This is a genomic window from Lysinibacillus capsici (genome assembly GCF_003367505.1).
GTDB classification, from domain to species: domain Bacteria; phylum Bacillota; class Bacilli; order Bacillales_A; family Planococcaceae; genus Lysinibacillus; species Lysinibacillus capsici.
The window spans coordinates 122,234-139,965 of the sequence record NZ_PXXX01000010.1; the positions used below are offsets into that span (position 1 = coordinate 122,234).

Consider the following 17,732-nt stretch of genomic DNA (forward strand, 5'->3'; position numbering starts at 1 on the left):
GTAAAAACCCCTTCTAGCAATGCTAAAAGGGGTTTCTGCTATTTTTGCCAATGATTTAGTTCCTTTAACAATTCGGGTAGCTGCAATTTCTTTACATCGATAGGAGGTAATGCCTTAATAAACTCTTTCCCATATGACTTACTAGTAATTCGTCGGTCTAGGACAATAAAAGCTCCTTTATCCTGCGAGGAACGTATTAATCGACCAAAGCCTTGCTTAAACCTCATGATCGCTTCTGGTAAGGAAAGCTCCGTAAAGGAATTGCGGCCTAGGGTAGTTAGATGCTTTGCCCTCGCCTTAAAAACAGGCTCTTCTGGTGAAGAAAATGGTAATCGTACGACAATAACAGAGGCAAGTGCATCTCCTGGAACATCTACCCCCTCCCAAAAACTGTTTGTGCCAAATAGAACGGCATGACTAAATTTTTGGAAGGATTTTAGAATGCGCATACGGCTACCGCCTGTAACACCTTGTGCAAATAGCATGTAATCATCTAATAGTTCACTATCTTGGATAAGCTCAACTGTTTTTCGTAGCATATCCTGTGCTGTAAAGAGTACAAAGCAACGCCCTTCTGTCATTCGAACAGTCCGCGTAATTGCATGGGCAACAGCCTCAATGTATTCTTCTTGGCTGACATGCTGAATATCTGGCATATCGGTGACGATAAATGCCTTAGCCCCAGCATAGTAGGCTGGTGGAGCTTGTAGTTTCAAGACTTCAACATTATCAGAAATGCCTAACTGGCGTGTAACAAAGCGCTCATTGCCTGGTACCGTTAATGTACCTGATGTCCAAACAATACTTGCTTGCTGACGTAATGGTGCTAATACTTGTTCAATTATCGGCGTCACATTGACAGGCTTCTTAAAAACATGGAGACTGCCAGGGACACTCCGTACATCAAATTCTAACCAAACAGAATTGCCTTCCTGTGGTGACAGAAAAATATCGTCCCATTCAGCAATTTTTATCTTCACTTCTCGAATCCAATATTGCCATTCAGATAATACATATTGATCGTTTTTATCTAGCTGCTCAATCGCATTTTCGAACGACTGTGTAATGCTAGTAGCGAGATCCAGCCATTGCTGGGTTAGTTTGCTTACTTGTGCAAACGTTTCTTTCGCAAATGAAACATCCTCTAAAAACAAGGTGCATTTACTACCTGCTTGTTTCCCTTTCATTTGCTGTTGCAATTTTTGAATAGTTCTCTGGATTGTTTCATCAAATGTCCGCTGCAAACGTATGAATTGTGCATCAAGATGCTGTAAATTTTGCATGGCTACTCGCTGTTTTCTCTTCGCTGCCTGGCAAAACTGTTGAAATAAAGCCGTGTCCTCCATCGTACCAATTTGTCCAAAAATATACTTCCATTGTGTATAGGAGAAGACTACTTCATCCTGCTGCATAGCTGCCTGAATAAATTGATGCGCCTCGTCAATAATCCAGCCATCTATTTCTGTAAAAAGTGGTGTTTGACGCACTAAATCACTTAAAACCATGGCATGATTCGTTACAATACAGTCAGCAACTGCACTGTTCTTTAAAGCTTGCTCATAGAAATCAAAGCCCTTTGAAGGCTTGTCATTCGGTATTTTTCGGATTTTCTCTAAAAACAGTTGTCCGCCACCAGAAACATTGAGCTCGCTCAACACACCAGTCTCTGTTTTGGTCAACCACACAAGTATTTGTAAAATAGTAAATGTATCATCATAGGATTCATCAGCATATGCCATACATTGCTCAAAGCGATCGAGATCAATATAATGCTGCATTCCCTTCAGCACACACAAATTCACCTTTGTCCCAAGGATTTTTTCGATCTTTGGTAGCTCTTCTTCTACAAGCTGTTCTTGTAAATAGGAAGTATACGTACTGATGGCAATCTTTTTATTAACAGCACGGGCAAATAAGATGGCTGGAAGTAAATAGCCAGCAGTTTTACCAATACCCGTAGAAGCTTCAATCACGCACTCCTGTTGTTCATGTAATGCCCGCCAAATCGTGTCCATCATGTCAAATTGTGCAGGACGTTCCTCAAAATTTGGCAGTGCCTTTGACATTAAAGTTATTTTCTCATCTACTGATTGAGGGTAGGCAATCGTTTCTGTCACATGCTCATGCTTATTTCGGCCATTGCCAATCGCAAAATTACGGTAATAGTGTACATTTTCGCGGCCCGTCGTATGCTGGCGCTTAATTTGCAACGCCTCAAAAAAAAGCTGAGAAATATTTGATTTTAAGCGAAAGGAACGCTTATGCATCTGTTCAAGTGTAAGCTGTGGTAAACTTAGTAGCTCCTTCCAGCAATGCTTGAATAGCTCCGCTGTCGCGCGAGCATCGTCATCCGCTCGATGAGCATTTGCTAACTCAATATTTAAATCGGCCGCTAAATCCCCTAGCTTAAAACCAAGGGACATAGGGAACAAAATTTTAGCTAGCTCCACCGTATCCATTTTTTTACCTTGCCATTTTGGTAGTCCAGCACGTTTAAACTCTGCTTGTAAAAAGGATAAGTCAAAATCTGCATTATGTGCAACAAATACACAGTCAGCAAGTAGCTCATATATGTAATCCGCATGCGCTTCAAATGGGAAGGCATCCTTTACATCCTCATTCGTTATATGCGTTAAATCTTGAATGAAAGTGGGAATAGCTTTCCCTGGATTTATGAACTTCGTATAGGTACGCTCAATTTCCCAATCCTTCATAATAACAATGGCAATTTGAATCATCCGGTCCCCATTGGCTGGTGAATGACCAGTTGTCTCCAAATCTACAATTGCATATTTTTGACTTTCCATCATACATCTCAACTCACAGTTCACATTAGATAAGTTGAATTTTATCATATTATTGGCTCTGCGGCATCCTTTCTCCTCTTTGTTGAATCACCGCATCCATACAAAAAACGCAACCTTGGAGAAATCAATCCCCTAAGGTTGCGTTGTGGAATCGTTATGGAGTGCTTACTCAAACAACGTTACGCTTATTGTTTTTTTGCTACATCAACAATACGACCTTCTGTTGTTGTTTTCACTTCTTTAAGTGATAGTAATTGCTCTTGAAGGTTTTCCCAATCAGATAAGCCTAAATCTGTAACACGACCTTCTTCATATGCTTTAGCAAACATATCTAGGCCATCTCCACCTTTAGCAGTATAGGCATTTGTAGCTACTGTGTAAGTTTTACCATCTTCAATAGCAACATATTTACCTGTTGCTTTATCTAAATATTCGATAGATACAACACGTGAGCCTACTTCTTTTGACGAATCATATTGTAATTTCGCTCCAGCAATGTGTAAGAAGCCACCATTTTCTTTAGGTGCATTTTTCAAGGACACTTCAAATGCTGCTTTTAGCTCAGCACCTGTTGCATCCATTAATGCTAATGTATTACCGAATGGTAATACTGTAATTACTTGACCAACAGTAATATTCCCAGCTGGAATTGCTTCTCGAATACCACCGCCATTTTGTAATGCCATTACAACCGTTTTATCAGTATATTTTTGTGCCTTTGCTAGCATACCATCTGTAATGATATTACCTAGGGCTGTTTCATTACTACGCACACTTTCAAGACTTGTTTCACTTGCACGTGGGTTAGCTAAAGCTTCTTTTAGTGTTACACCTATTTCTTTGTTGTTCACTTCATCTACTTTTGCTTTATAAGGTGCTAGTAATTTTACTAATGATTCGTCTTCAGCTACCTTACCAAGGTCGATTAATTCGCCACCATATTCAGTAACTATGCCATCTCCATCAAATGTTACATCAAGCGTACCTAAGTATTTTACATACTCATTGGCCTGTACAATTAATGTAGCATCCTTCGCTTCACCTACTGTATTTGTATCAACAACGAATGGCTCGTCTAATTTTGTATGATCATGTGCGCCAACAATGACATCAATGCCTGGTACATTTTTAGCTAGTAAAATATCATTATCAACATTCGGATTATCATTGTAGCCAATATGTGTTAAAGCGATAATTTTGTTGACACCCATTCCTTCAAAGGCTGCCACAGCTTTTTTCGCTTCCTCTATATAATTTGTAAATGTTACTTTATCAGGAGAAGCAATATCAACCGTTTCCTCAGTCGTTAAGCCGAAAATACCAACTTTTTCTCCATCAATTTCTTTTACAATACCAGAATAAATTTTACCATTTTCAGGTTCACTTGAAATTAAGTCTGTAAATAAACCAGTGAATTTATCATCTGCTGAGAAATCAGCATTAGCATCCACAAATGGGAATTTAGCCCCTTTAACAAAATCCGCTAATGCTTGATGACCTTCTGGAGAGGCACCTAAATCAAATTCATGGTTACCAAATACCATTGCATCAAAGCCAATTTCATTTAATAGCGCTAGATCTGCTTGTCCATGGAATTCATTGAAATATAATGTACCATTAAATGCATCGCCAGCATGTAATGTTAAAACATTTTTCTTTGCTTCCCTTTGTTCTTTTACAGCTGTCGCCAATTTAGGTAATTCATTTGCACGAGCATGTGTATCATTCACATGTAAAATCGATAATGAGAATGCATCTGCTGGTGTTTCTGGAGTCTCTGGTGTTTCTGGTGTTTCTGGAGTCTCTGGAGTTTCTGGGTTTGATTTTGTTAGAGCCTCAGCAATGAATGTTGCCAGTTGTCCACGTGTAACTTTTTCACTAGCCTCATGATTTTTTGCACTTTCTAGCTCTGGTAATGTTGGGATAGATGCTAAAATTTTTGCTAAATCACCATGTGTAATTGTTTGGTTTGGACGGAAAGTATTATCTCCATAGCCTGTAATGACATTTAATCCTACAAGGGCTGCAATTGAGCCATAATAAGGATTTGATGCACTAATATCCGTAAATTTTGGATCCTCTACTTCTTTTGTATCCAATTTTAATGCGCCTGCAATCATTTTTGCCGCTTGTCCACGTGTGACATTTGTATCTGGTTTGAATGTACCATCTGGGTAACCACTAATAATCCCTGCTGCATAAAGTGTAGAAATGCCTTCAAAATCTGCATGACTTTCCTTTACATCCGAAAAAGGACTTGCTGCTGATGCTGGTACTACCGCTACCGCTGTTACAGCCAATGCTGCTGCAGTTACTGTTAAAAATTTGTTACGTTTATTTTCCATGACAAATGATACCTCCACTAGTAAAATGATGTACTAACAACTAAATTCTACATAAATATGACGCAAAATACTAGAACATTTGTAAAATTATAATTTTGTTAACTAGTTTAATAGTAATAAAAGCAAATTTTTGCCAGTAACTTTTGATATAAACGTAATCGCAAAAAAGGAGGATTGGCTATGCTTTGCCATCCTCCTCTCTTGTATTAATTTATTCTATGGCTGAATTCACATCACAGTTGCTTCTGGCTCGTGTGCGATCATTTCCTTAATTGTATTGCCCTCTCCCATGATGGCTACAGTTGGTTGATGGTCTTTTGCCTCATGATTATCCACATACACATAGGAAATAATAATGACAATATCACCACGCTGCACAAGTCTTGCTGCTGCGCCATTAACACAAATGACACCTGATCCTCGTTCACCAGCTATAATATATGTTTCAAAACGAGCGCCATTATTGTTATTAACAACATGTACTTTTTCGTTTGCCAGCATACCTACTGCATCTAAAATATCTTCATCTATTGTTATGGAGCCTACATAGTTTAAATCTGCCTGTGTCACTGTTGCACGGTGGATTTTACTATTCATCATCATACGTAACATACTATAGTCCCTCTTTCACAGTAAAAATACAATTATCGATTAAACGTGTTTTACCTATATAAACAGCTGCTGCCAACAGAACTTGCTGAGTTGCAGTTGTCACTGGTGTTAAATCTGGATATGTTAATAATTCAATATAATCAATGCGGCCATGTGTTCTTGCATGAATATGAGCTTTTGCTTTTGCAAGTGCTTTATCAGCATCACCATTCGCTAAAAAGCTATCGCGAGCCAACTGTAATGCTTCATTGATTGCTGGAGCCTCTTGTCGCTCTGACTCACTTAAATAGACATTACGAGAAGATTTCGCTAAACCGTCCTCCTCGCGTACAATTGGGACAACACGCATTTCTAAAGGGAAATTAAAATCACGTACCATTGTCGCAATAATCGAAACCTGCTGTGCATCTTTTTGACCGAAATAAGCTCTTGTTGGCAGTGTTAAATGAAATAATTTAGAGACAACCTGTAAAACGCCATCAAAATGACCAGGACGACTTGCACCACAAAGAATGGAAGCCTGCTCACCTGCATGTAGACGAATCCCTCCATCTTGAGGATACATTTCTTCCACACTTGGTGCGAACACAATATCAACGCCCACAGATTCAGCTAATGCAGTATCTCTTGGCAAATCACGAGGATAACTTTCAAAATCCTCATTTGGCCCAAATTGTGTTGGGTTGACAAATATACTCATCACAACGACATCATTTTCTACACGAGCTGTTTGTGCTAATGTTAAATGACCTTCATGTAAATAGCCCATTGTCGGAACAAGTCCAATCGTTTTTTGAGCATGCTTAGCTGCTTGAATTTCTGTGGCTAATGCCTGTATGGTCGTGATGACTTTCATCATTTAACGCCTCCATATAGCTGATCTAATGCTTCCTCTTTCATTGTGAAGAAATGCTTTGGAGCTGGGAAAGTACCCGCTTTCACTGCTTCTACGTAACCCATCATCCCCGCGCTTGCTTCTTTGCCCATATCAGCAAATTGTTGAACAAATTTCGGTACATGGTGTGAACCGTAGCTTAGCATGTCATGATACACCAGCACTTGTCCATCAGCCTCAATACCAGCGCCTATGCCAATGGTTGGAATAACAAGACTAGCTGAAACAATTTCTGTCAGCTGATGAGGGATACATTCCAACACGACTGCACATGCTCCAGCCGCTTCGCATTGTTTTGCTTCTTCAAGCAGTGTAGCAGCCTGTTCAGCTGTTTTTCCTTGTACCTTATAACCACCAAGCACTCCCGCTGATTGAGGCAACAAGCCTAAGTGAGCTACTACTGGAATACCAGCTGACGTTAATTTACGAATGACAGGTATAACTTCACCTGCCCCCTCAACCTTTAAAGCATCTGCTCCTGTTTGTTGCATCATCGCAATGGCTGTTTTGAGTGTCTCATTGACATCGCCATGATAAGAACCAAAGGGCATATCAACGACTATAAACGTATCCTTTGCCCCTCGTCTTACTGCTTTTGCATGATGGACCATATCCGCTACAGTTACAGGCATTGTAGAATCATAGCCAAGCACGACCATTCCAAGTGAATCCCCGACTAGTATCATCTCAACGCCAGCTTCTTCCGCGAATTTAGCAGCTGGATAATCATAGGCCGTCACCATCACGATTTTCTCGCCTGCCGCTTTCATCTTTAAAAAATCTGTTGTCGTTTTCATTTTGTAGTCCTCCTTTTTTAAAGGAAGAAAACAGAAAAACCCTTCTGGCCGAAAACAGACAGAAGGGTAGTGTGTCGTTCAATGATAAAAAGACCCCTGAAAGAGGCAATAGCTTACAAAATGAAAGCTATATTTGAACGTATCGTTTTCTTCCGTCCCTGTCTAAAAGATCAAGGCAGATATTTGATAGTATAGTCTATTGCGTTTTTGAAGGTGCCGTTCACAATGGATACTGCCCTTCGCACATACTATAACAGATTTTCCTATTAATCTTCAAATATTATTTTCTTACAATATCTTCGTCTAACAACATTGGAAAAAATTTTCTTTTAGAATTGACAATCAATGTTATACGTCATATACTATCCACATACTATATGTCATATAATATAAAATGAAGTATAGGTATTACATGTGAGGTGAAAAGATGACATTTCAGCTTGGTTCAGCTTTACTTGATGCTTGTGTACTGGCTATTGTCGAGAAAGAGGACGCCTACGGTTATTCATTAACACAGCAGGTACAATCAATCATGGAGATTTCAGAGTCTACACTGTATCCTGTATTACGCCGCTTACAAAAAGCGCATTACTTAACAACGTACGATCAACCTTATCAAGGTAGAAATAGACGCTATTATCAAATTACGGAGCAAGGACGTATACGATTATTAGAGCTATTAAAAGAATGGCAAATGTATAAGGAAAAGGTTGATTGTGTACTTTTAGGAGGGAATTTAGATGGATAGAGCAAGCTATTTGAAACAGCTACGAGGAAAATTACGTCGGCTTCCTGCGCATGAGTTAGACGCTGCGCTTGCCTATTATGAAGAATACTTTGAGGAAGCTGGAGAGGAAAATGAGCATCAGGTCATTTCACAACTTGGCTCTCCTTCACACGTCGCCTCACAAATATTAGCTGATTTCGCATTAAAGGATTTAGAAACCTCCTCGGCAAAATCAACAAAAAAGAATATGTCTGCCATTTGGCTCATTATTCTAGCTATACTGTCTGCGCCCCTTTCATTGCCATTACTTGCAACAGCCATTGCACTCATTTTTTCATTTGGCGCAGTCATTATCAGCTTAATCTTTGCTATTGTCGCAACTGTTATTAGTATTTTTGCTGGTGGCGTTGTGGCGATCATTTCCGGTTTCTTAATTTTAACAGAGCATTGGCCGACCGCACTGCTCTTTATGGGTGTCGGGTTAATCGTAACGGGCTTGGGTGTCCTACTGTTCCCAGTTGTTGCTCGTGTTATCAAGAAAACCGTTGTTGTCTCTGTTGAAACATTAGGCAGACTGTTCCATAAAATGACAAAGAAGCAAAAAAAGGGGGACTTCTAAATGACGTCAAAAAATACCCTTATTGCCATGACAATGATTGCATTAGGCATTCTACTCGCATTGATTGGCTATTTTTCAGGGGGTCGCTGGCTGATTCTTAAAGATTCAGAGGGTCTTTATGTCCCAAGTAATACTAAATTAATAAGTCAGTCTCATGCTTTAGATGCTTTCACAAGCATTAATATCGTAAATGATTATGGAGATGTGGAGATTGTTGCAAGTGATAGTGACTATAAATTAGACACAAAGGTCCATGAGCAAGAAGATGTAACATATCATATTGATAACGGAACTTTAACCATCGAAACAATGGCAAAGAAAAAGGATGGTTTTCAATTTGGCTTCGGTAACCTCTCTTCCCCTTCAATCAAACTCTATGTCCCAAAAGATACAAAAATAGTGGCGATTGTAATAGACAGTAATTTTGGCGATACAGCCATCCATGGGCTCCAGTATCAGCAGCTTAATCTCATCCAGGATTATGGAGATATTACTTTCAACAGCACGACGGGTGACAAAACAGAGATTAGGCAGTCCTTTGGTGATTTGACGCTTCAGCAACTTACTAGTAACGGCTTTACTATTGAGAGCGAGCATGGAGATATCGATATAGATGGCACATTAAATGGGCAAACAACCATTACCTCTAGTTTTGGCGATACAACGATTCACTTACAAAACAAACAAAGTGATATAGGCTACGCTCTCAAAACAGACTTTGGTGATGTGACCATTAATGATGAAGAACAAAATGGCACCGTGACTCAGGTAACGAAGGGTGAGCACCAACTGAATGTTTCCTTATCACATGGTGATATAGATGTGTCACTAAAATAAAGAATAGTCAATAAAAGAAGCTGCAAGTACAGGACGTTACTTGCAGCTTCTCATATTGTTGAAAAACAAAACCATTAATAGAATTTTTGTGAAAGGTGAAAACGGTTTCCGTTGCAGGCTACTTTCTTTCCTGTGGGCGAGCGCCGATCCCACGGGAGTCAAGTAGCCTTCCACTTCAACCTACAAAAGTGTTACCTTTTAGCAAAGGTTTTCAAATAAAGTGAAGGTGTTCACGACTCTTTATGAAGAGGTGCTGTTACGCATAACTTCCCCACATTGAAAATAAAAGTCTATCTATTCACTAATACAAATAATGGATTATTTTGTTCGCTACGGCCAGTACGAAAGATAAAGCAAAGACACTTTTGCAGAATGGTTGATTGGAGTGGAGCCAGGTCACTCCTAGGGGATTTAGCGTCACAGATGAGACCCTGCAGCGAACACAAGTGAGTGAAGCGGCTCATCGGACGCCCCCTGGAAAGGACGCTGGCGGAGCGGAAATCAACCCCTCACCTTGCAAAGTTGCTTTTTCTGCCGTTGACATCATCTTTTTGCAACAACATGAGAAGCCGCAAGTATAGGACATTACTTGCAGCTTCTTTTTTATAATATTTTGATGTCTCCCGCATAGATCGTTCGAACCGTTCCATCGTCCTGTGTCAGTTGCAGAACACCATCGTCTGTAATACCACTGGCAACCCCTTCAAAACGTTCGCGTATCGTCGTTACCTCTATACGTTGACCAATTGTACAAGACATTTGCTGCCATAGTGTCTTTAGACTCGCAAAACCTTCTTTAACGTATAGTTCTGTAAATTGTTCTAAATAGTGTAAGATAGAGGCCACAAGTGCTGCACGATTGATTTCTTCTCCAGCTTCTAATCGTAATGAAGTGGCAATATCCGCAATATCAGGTGAAAAGTCAGCTGCTGCTTGGTTCGCATTTATGCCAATTCCAACAAGTAAAGCTTGCACAAGATCCGCCTCTGCTTGCATTTCCGTTAAAATCCCCGTACATTTTTTGCCATTAATCAATAAATCATTGGGCCATTTAATCGCTGGCTCTACATGTTTATATAAGGTTTTAATGGCCATTGTGACAGCTACTGCCACCACAAGTGTATAGGATGAGGCCTGCTGGGGCGTAACATCTGGCCGAACGATTACGGTCATCCAAATACCTGTCCCATGTGCAGACTCCCAAGGACGAGCCATACGACCACGCCCCGCTGTTTGCTCCTCACCAATAATAATTGTACCGTGTGGAGCTCCTTCCTGTGCAAGCTTATGCGCAATTGTTTGTGTTGAATCAACTACATCGTAATAATGGATCTCACGTCCAAAATGCTCTGTCTTTAAAAAAAGCTTAATCTGTGTGGGGCTCAAGCTATTTGGTACACCTGTCAATACATACCCCTTTTTCTTAATTGTATCAAATGTATACCCTTCCTCTTGTAATGTTTGCATATGCTTCCAAACAGCGGTTCTTGAGACACCAAGAGAATCTGCTAATTCCTGACCTGAAACCGCTTCTCCATCAGCAGCCAATATTCTTTTTAAAATTTCGTCCTTCATGGAAATTGTCATCTTCACATCAATCCTTTAGTTAACTGTACTCTTGTTATGTAATTTATTTTGTCTTAATCATACTGTAAATTAACGTAAATGACCACCAACGATAGGAATTTAATGAAGCCGTCTCCCTTTTCGGGTGACGGCTTTCACCTATCATGTATTCGGCTTTAAGTAAGATCCTGTTGCTCCAGCCAGCTTTTAATCTGTTGTCGATCATTTTGAAGTTCATGATGAAGAATGGCTGTCAGCAGCTCCTCCAATGCGGCTTTTACCCACGGCCCACCCTTTTTGCCAGACCATTTCAGTAAATCAGCCCCATTCACCGCTAATTCTTGCTTATGTTGAATCGGTAGCTTTGCCTGTAATTCTCGGATAGATTGTTGAGGTATCGAAGCGTCTAATTGGCGAAGTTGGGCAAAATATTGTGCAGCCTCTAGTTCTTGCTCTGTGTAGTAAAAATAATGGCGATTTGTCCAACCATCTTTTAAAGCGTCATAAGCAGTTAAAACGGAATTAATAAACGCCATTTCCTTATTCGATAATCGATAATCGCGCACTACCTCACGCCATGCTGTTCCTTGTAGTAAGGCAAAGTATGCCCAGCCAAGAAGGGCATCTTTTGTATGGAAATTATGCCATTGAGCAGTTTGAAAATCACCTGTTAAATAGGCCGTTAATCCACTGTCCTCTAGTTTTTGTATACCCCCAAAAACTGTTTGTCCTACCCAAAGCTTATCAAGCTCTGCTTTAATGCGTTCTTTTGCAATAAAGCCCAAATCAGCAGCCCTTTGCTGGATGGCTGCGAATGTATTCGCCTCGATCGTAAAATCAAGCTGTGCAGAGAAGCGAATCGCTCGCAGCATCCTTAAAGCATCTTCTGCAAACCGTTTTTCTGCCTCTCCTACCGCTCGTATAACGCGCTTTTCAATATCTTGTTGTCCGCCATAATAATCTACAAAAGAGCCATCACGCCGCATGGCAATGGCGTTCATTGTAAAATCTCGGCGTTGTAAATCCTCTTTTAGAGATCGAACGAAATGGACATTCTGTGGTCTTCGATGATCTGTATATTCCCCATCTGTCCGATAGGTAGTCACTTCCACAGGTCCAGCGGGTACGATAACAAGTACCGTCCCATGCTGAATCCCAATATCTACAGTCTTTTGAAACACAGTTTTTACTTCTTCAGGCAAGGCATTTGTAGCCACATCTACATCATGGGCAGGACGATCGAGTAAAGCATCTCTTACAGCTCCACCAACAATAACTGCTTCAAATCCCGCCTGTTCTAATTGCTCAATGACTGAATAGGCTGCTTGCCATTCTTTATTGTTTTGCATGATTTCTTTCCGCAACCTTCTCGTACAGATTTTCATATTGTTCCACAATTTTGGATGAGTGGAATTTTTCACTTACTGCACGGATGGCCGCTTCTCGGAAGCGCAGTAATTGTTCCTCATCTTGCAATAAATGGGTTGCATACGTCGCAACTGCCTCTGTATCCCCTAATTCCACGATATAGCCGTCTACACCATGCTCAATGACTTCTGGAATACCACCTACATTTGTTCCAATACAAGGTACACCACAAGCCATTGCCTCTAATAACACCAGTCCAAACGATTCTTGCTGTGATAATAATAGCTTAAGGTCACTAATCGCATACAGTTCAGCTAAGTTTTCTTGTTTCCCTAAAAATAAAACATCCTTCATATACGGACTTCCTTTTACTTGGTCCATGACACGATGCTTTTCTGGGCCATCACCTACTAATAAGAGCTTTGCTTTCATGTTGGCACGGATTTTCATAAAGGCGTCTACAATGTGTGGAAGGTTCTTTATTTTACGGAAGTTTGATACATGAATGAGGACTTTTTCATCTTCTTGTATACCAAATTGCTCTTTTAAGTTTCCTGAATTTCGTGGGAAGTATTCGCGTTCGTCCACAAAGTTATAAATCGTTTCAATTGGTTTTACTGTATCAATCAGTTCATAGGTTTGTTCTTTTAATGCCTGTGACACGGTTGTCACAATATCAGATTTATCAATCCCATACTTAATGGCCTGTGAGAGCGTAGAATCTTGCCCAAGCACCGATATATCTGTGCCATGAAGGGTTGTAACGATGCCAATGTCTCGGCCGCTCATTTCACGTGCTAGCACCGCACATACTGCATGTGGGATGGCATAATGCACATGTAGCACATCCAACTCTTCATCCTTGATGACGTCTGCCATTTTACTCGCTAATGCAATATCGTATGGAGAATATTGAAATACTGAATAATTATTAACTTCGACTTCATGGAAAAAGACGGTTGGATAAATTTTATTCAATCGAAATGGTACGCTTGAGGTGATGAAATGAATTTCATGTCCTCTTTCTGCAAGCATTTTGCCTAATTCTGTTGCAATGACACCAGAGCCACCAACTGTAGGATAACAGGTAATGCCTATTTTTAGCTTTTTCATTCGATGATCATCCTTTCTGAATCACGTCTTTTGTTAATTGCGTCTTTCTTGTATCAGTCTCCAATCCACAAAGCCTTCCTGTAGGCCTTTTAGTAATATTTCTGCTGTTCCCATATTTGTTGCCAGTGGCACTTGGTAAACATCACAAAGACGGATTAGTGCAGAAACATCTGGCTCATGTGGTTGTGCTGTTAAAGGATCACGGAAAAATATCACCATGTCCATATCATTATTGGCAATCATTGCGCCAATTTGTTGGTCGCCACCAAGTGGCCCTGAACGAAAACGTGTAACTTCCAAACCAGTAGCTTCGATGACACGTTGTCCTGTTGTGCCGGTAGCATATAGTGTGTGTTCTTGTAAAATATTTTGGTAAGCAATAGCAAACTGTACTAAATTATCTTTTTTACGATCATGTGCAATCAATGCGATTTTCATATAGCTTCCATCCCAATCTTTAGATGATGTTTTCTAAACCATAAACAAGCTGATCCATTTTCATAACCTCTTCTATGCAAAATGCAACACCCGACATAAAAGAATTACGGTTTAATGAATCATGGCGAATCGTTAGTAGCTGCCCATCCCCTCCAAATAATACTTGCTGGTGTGCCACTAAACCAGGTAAACGTACGGAGTGAATGCGCATACCGTCAAAATCTCCACCTCTTGCACCTTTAATGGTTTCTTTCTCTTCTAGATGCCCTTGTGCCTTTGACGTACGGACCTCTTGTATTAACTGTGCCGTTTTCACCGCTGTCCCAGATGGTGCATCAAGCTTCTGATCATGGTGCATCTCTATAATCTCTACATCTGGTAAGTATTTGGCTGCTTCTTTTGCAAACTTCATCATTAGGATAGCACCAATCGCAAAGTTTGGTGCAATAATGCAACCTAACTCTTTTTCTTTGGCCATGGCTGATAATTCCTCTAGTTGTGCATCTGTAAATCCTGTTGTACCAATTACTGGTCGTACATTTAAATTCAGTGCTTCCTTTGTATGTTTGTAGACTGCATGTGGATTAGTTAAATCCACTAGTACATCTGGTGCAGTTGCTTCTACAAGATCATGCATTTCTGTAAATATAGGCACTGTATAGCTTGCTGGAAACATATCTAAATCAGCTAAAGTTTTTCCTACTTCCTTATAATCTAGTACAGCTACTAATTCCATTTTGTCATGTTTCATGACCGTATGTACAGCCTCAGCTCCCATTTTTCCTCTTGCTCCCGCAATAGCTACACGAATCGACATCATTCTTCATCCTTTCTAGTCCAACGATCCTTATCTCTAGTTTCAAATTTATGTATGACGCGTAAAAGTGCTTCATCTAGTTTAATACCTTGGGCATTTGCAAAACAGACTAGTACAAAGAAAAAGTCTCCTAATTCCTCTTCAATACTGTTTATATCCTCTGTACTCTTTTTCTTTTTCTGTCCATAGACATCCTGAACTTCGCGTGAAAGTTCGCCTAATTCTTCTGTTAGACGTGCAAGTAATTCAAATGGTGGAAAATAGCCTTCTTTAAATTGTCCTATATAGTCATCGACACGCTGTTGTAAAGCTTGCATTGTTAGTTGATCTGCCATAAAAATCACACTCCTATTTACCATCGTATAAAATTTACACCATTGTTGTCAAAACCAATAAAATGTCAGATAATAGATAACACTACTTCATTTGTTTGGAACTACAGGAGGTCAAATGCTAAAACAGATTAAAATACGTAATATTATCGCGATTATGCTCGGAGCAGCAGTTTTCAGCTTCGGCTTTGTTCACTTCAACATCCAAAATCAACTGGGTGAAGGTGGACTAAGTGGGATTACACTCATACTATATTTTACATTAGGATGGGACCCTGCCTTAATGAACCTGTTATTAAATATTCCCATGTTTATCATAGGTTATCGATTACTTGGAAAAAAATCATTTGTCTATACGCTTGTCGGCACTTTATCCGTATCTCTTTTTCTAAAAATTTTCCAAAAATATCAATTTACCATCCATTTAGAGGATGACATGTTGCTTGTAGCACTTTTTGCTGGTGTCTTTGTTGGATTGGGACTTGGGATTGTCTTTCGTTTCGGTGGCACTACAGGTGGTGTCGATATTTTGGCACGACTAGGGCATAAATATTTTGGCTGGAGTATGGGGAAAACCATGTTTGTCTTCGATGCCATCGTCATCATTCTTTCTTGGCTGACGTTCTTGGATGCTCGTTCCATGATGTATACATTAGTAGCCGTATTTGTTGGAGCCCGTGTCATTGACTTTGTACAAGAAGGTGCTTATGCGGCTCGTGGTGCGCTTATCATATCAGAAAAGTCTGGAGCCATTGCTGAAACAATCGCTCTTCGAATGGAGCGTGGTATCACCATTTTAGAAGGACATGGTCATTTTACGAAACAACCTAAGGAGGTTATTTATTGTGTAATTGGTCGCAATGAAGTTGTACGGTTAAAATCTATTGTGCATGAAGTTGATCCGCACGCATTTGTTTCCATCATTGAAGTACGAGATGTGGCAGGAGAAGGCTTCACACTAGACGATCAAAAGCAGCCCCTTCATTAAGCATACGAAGATAAAAAACTTGTTATAGTGGTGTACCACTATAACAAGTTTTTTCTTAGTCGTCGCTACGCATATTGGTAAAAATTAAAATTAAACGTAATAACTCTAGTACAGCTACCGCTGCCGCTGCTACATATGTTAATGCTGCAGCACTTAATACTTTTCGTGCTGGTCGTTCTTCTTCATTTGTAATAATGCCAAGTGAATTCATTTGAACTAATGCTCGCTTCGAGGCATCAAACTCCACAGGAAGTGTCACTAATTGGAAAACAACACCTGCTGCTAATAATATGATACCTAATAGCAAGAAATTCGTACTACTTGCAAAAATACCAATCATTACGAAAATCCAAGACGCATTAGAAGAAATATTTGCTACCGGGACTAGCTTACTACGTAATGTAAGCATGGAATATGCTTCTTTATGTTGGATGGCGTGGCCCACCTCATGGGCAGCAACCGCAGCACCTGCAACACTTGCTTCATAAAAGTTACTTTCTGATAAAGCCACTGTTTTGGTTGCTGGATTATAATGATCAGACAACACACCTTGTGTTGGCACAACTCGTACATCATATAAGCCGTTTGCATCCAAAATCGCACGCGCTACCTCTGCACCAGTTTGCCCCTTCATTGTACGTTGCTTTGCAAGTTTATTATACGTACCCTTTACCTTCATTTGAGCATAAAGTGGAAGCAGCATAATAATCACAAAATAAACAATATACATGCTCGTTGACAATTTTCTAACCCCTTTCTACCTCGATACTATAATTCTATAATTTATACCCTAATTCGGCAAATATTTGCGCCACCTAATTGAGAAAATGGCAAGTAAAATACATGCAATTGATAACCAGAATGTAAAGTAACCTATATAGCTTGTGTAATTGGCTAAATCCCGATACATCGGCATTTGCCCAAATACATAGTCAATGACATCATTATGCAGTGTCCAAACAGCTGCTATCACAACATGCCAATAAGTGAAGACATATTTCTTCATATATAGTACAGCTTGTACAGCCATGGCAAAATGTGAACCAACTAGCATCCATCCCTGCCAGCCAATAGAACCTGTTTCAATTAATGTCCAAATATTCATCACATCTGCCCATAAGCCATATTTCACCAACGTAACAAGGGCAAGTACTTCCATCAGTGGCCAGCTTTTCCCCATAATCCAAGCAATTAACACAAAACAAAAGAATAAACTGGCTGTCGGACTATCTGGAACAAAAATATAAAAAATAGGCTCTGTGATGGCAAGCTGCCACCCATACCAATAATAGCCATAAATTGTACCTAGTAGATTAATAATTAGCAGCACTATCAAGAATGATTTATGGGTCAGAAGGTACCAAATATTTGCTCTTGTTAGTTGCACGATGTTAACTCCTTCCGATAAAAACAATCCATTATTTATGTATAGTTCAATTGTATCTCATCATCAATATGTGTTATTTTATTG

At 39.9% G+C, this 17,732-nt stretch carries 17 protein-coding genes; 4 read left to right on the forward strand and 13 right to left on the reverse strand.

Features of this window, described 5'->3' with window-relative positions; genetic code table 11:
• Positions 1-38: 38 nt before the first annotated feature.
• The 5 genes from dinG to panB form a co-directional block, all read right to left on the reverse strand.
• Positions 39-2,810, reverse strand: a complete 2,772-nt coding sequence (dinG, locus tag C7B89_RS07690; protein ID WP_115673435.1) for an ATP-dependent DNA helicase DinG — start codon at positions 2,808-2,810, stop codon at positions 39-41.
• Positions 2,811-2,992: 182 nt separating this feature from the next.
• Entirely contained in the window at positions 2,993-5,152 is a 2,160-nt protein-coding gene (locus C7B89_RS07695; protein WP_115673436.1) for a 5'-nucleotidase C-terminal domain-containing protein, read from the reverse strand.
• Between the two features lie 228 nt (positions 5,153-5,380).
• A complete protein-coding gene (panD, locus tag C7B89_RS07700; protein ID WP_009370842.1) occupies positions 5,381-5,764 on the reverse strand; it encodes an aspartate 1-decarboxylase in 384 nt (127 codons plus the stop codon).
• Position 5,765: 1 nt separating this feature from the next.
• On the reverse strand, positions 5,766-6,620 hold the full coding sequence (panC, locus tag C7B89_RS07705; protein WP_115673539.1) for a pantoate--beta-alanine ligase: 855 nt from the start codon (positions 6,618-6,620) through the stop codon (positions 5,766-5,768).
• Positions 6,620-7,456, reverse strand: coding sequence for a 3-methyl-2-oxobutanoate hydroxymethyltransferase (gene panB / locus C7B89_RS07710; RefSeq protein ID WP_066037629.1), 837 nt, complete (start codon positions 7,454-7,456; stop codon positions 6,620-6,622). The genes panC and panB overlap by 1 nt, the downstream gene beginning before the upstream one ends.
• A gap of 427 nt (positions 7,457-7,883) precedes the next feature.
• On the opposite strand from panB, the gene C7B89_RS07715 reads away from it, so the two are divergent.
• The 3 genes from C7B89_RS07715 to C7B89_RS07725 are packed head-to-tail and all read left to right on the forward strand — an operon-like array spanning position 7,884 to position 9,639.
• The gene (locus C7B89_RS07715) at positions 7,884-8,204 is read left to right on the forward strand and encodes a PadR family transcriptional regulator (RefSeq protein ID WP_115673437.1); all 321 of its coding nucleotides are present in this window, start codon (positions 7,884-7,886) and stop codon (positions 8,202-8,204) included.
• Entirely contained in the window at positions 8,197-8,802 is a 606-nt protein-coding gene (locus tag C7B89_RS07720; RefSeq protein WP_066037628.1) for a DUF1700 domain-containing protein, read from the forward strand. The genes C7B89_RS07715 and C7B89_RS07720 overlap by 8 nt, the downstream gene beginning before the upstream one ends.
• The gene (locus C7B89_RS07725; RefSeq protein ID WP_115673438.1) at positions 8,803-9,639 is read left to right on the forward strand and encodes a DUF4097 family beta strand repeat-containing protein; all 837 of its coding nucleotides are present in this window, start codon (positions 8,803-8,805) and stop codon (positions 9,637-9,639) included.
• Positions 9,640-10,242: 603 nt separating this feature from the next.
• Here C7B89_RS07725 and C7B89_RS07735 read toward each other — a convergent pair.
• The 6 genes from C7B89_RS07735 to C7B89_RS07760 all read right to left on the reverse strand — a co-directional run bounded on the left by C7B89_RS07735 (position 10,243) and on the right by C7B89_RS07760 (position 15,276).
• Positions 10,243-11,226, reverse strand: a complete 984-nt coding sequence (locus C7B89_RS07735; RefSeq protein ID WP_054550716.1) for a biotin--[acetyl-CoA-carboxylase] ligase — start codon at positions 11,224-11,226, stop codon at positions 10,243-10,245.
• Between the two features lie 155 nt (positions 11,227-11,381).
• Positions 11,382-12,554 carry a CCA tRNA nucleotidyltransferase gene (locus C7B89_RS07740; RefSeq protein WP_115673439.1) on the reverse strand — a complete coding sequence of 391 codons (1,173 nt, stop codon included), beginning with the start codon at positions 12,552-12,554 and terminating at the stop codon, positions 11,382-11,384.
• Complete coding sequence (gene bshA / locus C7B89_RS07745) at positions 12,541-13,686, reverse strand: N-acetyl-alpha-D-glucosaminyl L-malate synthase BshA (RefSeq protein WP_115673440.1); 1,146 nt, start codon at positions 13,684-13,686, stop codon at positions 12,541-12,543. Before bshA ends, C7B89_RS07740 begins: the two co-directional genes overlap by 14 nt.
• Before the next feature lie 33 nt (positions 13,687-13,719).
• On the reverse strand, positions 13,720-14,124 hold the full coding sequence (mgsA, locus tag C7B89_RS07750) for a methylglyoxal synthase (protein ID WP_004232690.1): 405 nt from the start codon (positions 14,122-14,124) through the stop codon (positions 13,720-13,722).
• A 19-nt stretch (positions 14,125-14,143) separates the two neighbouring features.
• A complete protein-coding gene (dapB, locus tag C7B89_RS07755) occupies positions 14,144-14,941 on the reverse strand; it encodes a 4-hydroxy-tetrahydrodipicolinate reductase (RefSeq protein WP_103117725.1) in 798 nt (265 codons plus the stop codon).
• Entirely contained in the window at positions 14,941-15,276 is a 336-nt protein-coding gene (locus C7B89_RS07760) for a nucleotide pyrophosphohydrolase (protein ID WP_054550714.1), read from the reverse strand. The genes dapB and C7B89_RS07760 overlap by 1 nt, the downstream gene beginning before the upstream one ends.
• Positions 15,277-15,391: 115 nt before the next feature.
• Between C7B89_RS07760 and C7B89_RS07765 the strand changes: the two genes are divergently transcribed.
• Positions 15,392-16,261 carry a YitT family protein gene (locus C7B89_RS07765; protein WP_004232676.1) on the forward strand — a complete coding sequence of 290 codons (870 nt, stop codon included), beginning with the start codon at positions 15,392-15,394 and terminating at the stop codon, positions 16,259-16,261.
• A gap of 55 nt (positions 16,262-16,316) precedes the next feature.
• Here C7B89_RS07765 and C7B89_RS07770 read toward each other — a convergent pair whose 3' ends face one another.
• Both C7B89_RS07770 and lhaT read right to left on the reverse strand, forming a co-directional pair.
• Positions 16,317-16,991: a zinc metallopeptidase gene (locus tag C7B89_RS07770; RefSeq protein WP_115673540.1), complete on the reverse strand. Its 675-nt coding sequence runs from the start codon at positions 16,989-16,991 to the stop codon at positions 16,317-16,319.
• A 60-nt stretch (positions 16,992-17,051) separates the two neighbouring features.
• Complete coding sequence (lhaT, locus tag C7B89_RS07775; protein ID WP_048389842.1) at positions 17,052-17,648, reverse strand: lipoprotein heptaprenylglyceryl N-acetyltransferase LhaT; 597 nt, start codon at positions 17,646-17,648, stop codon at positions 17,052-17,054.
• Positions 17,649-17,732 lie beyond the last annotated feature (84 nt).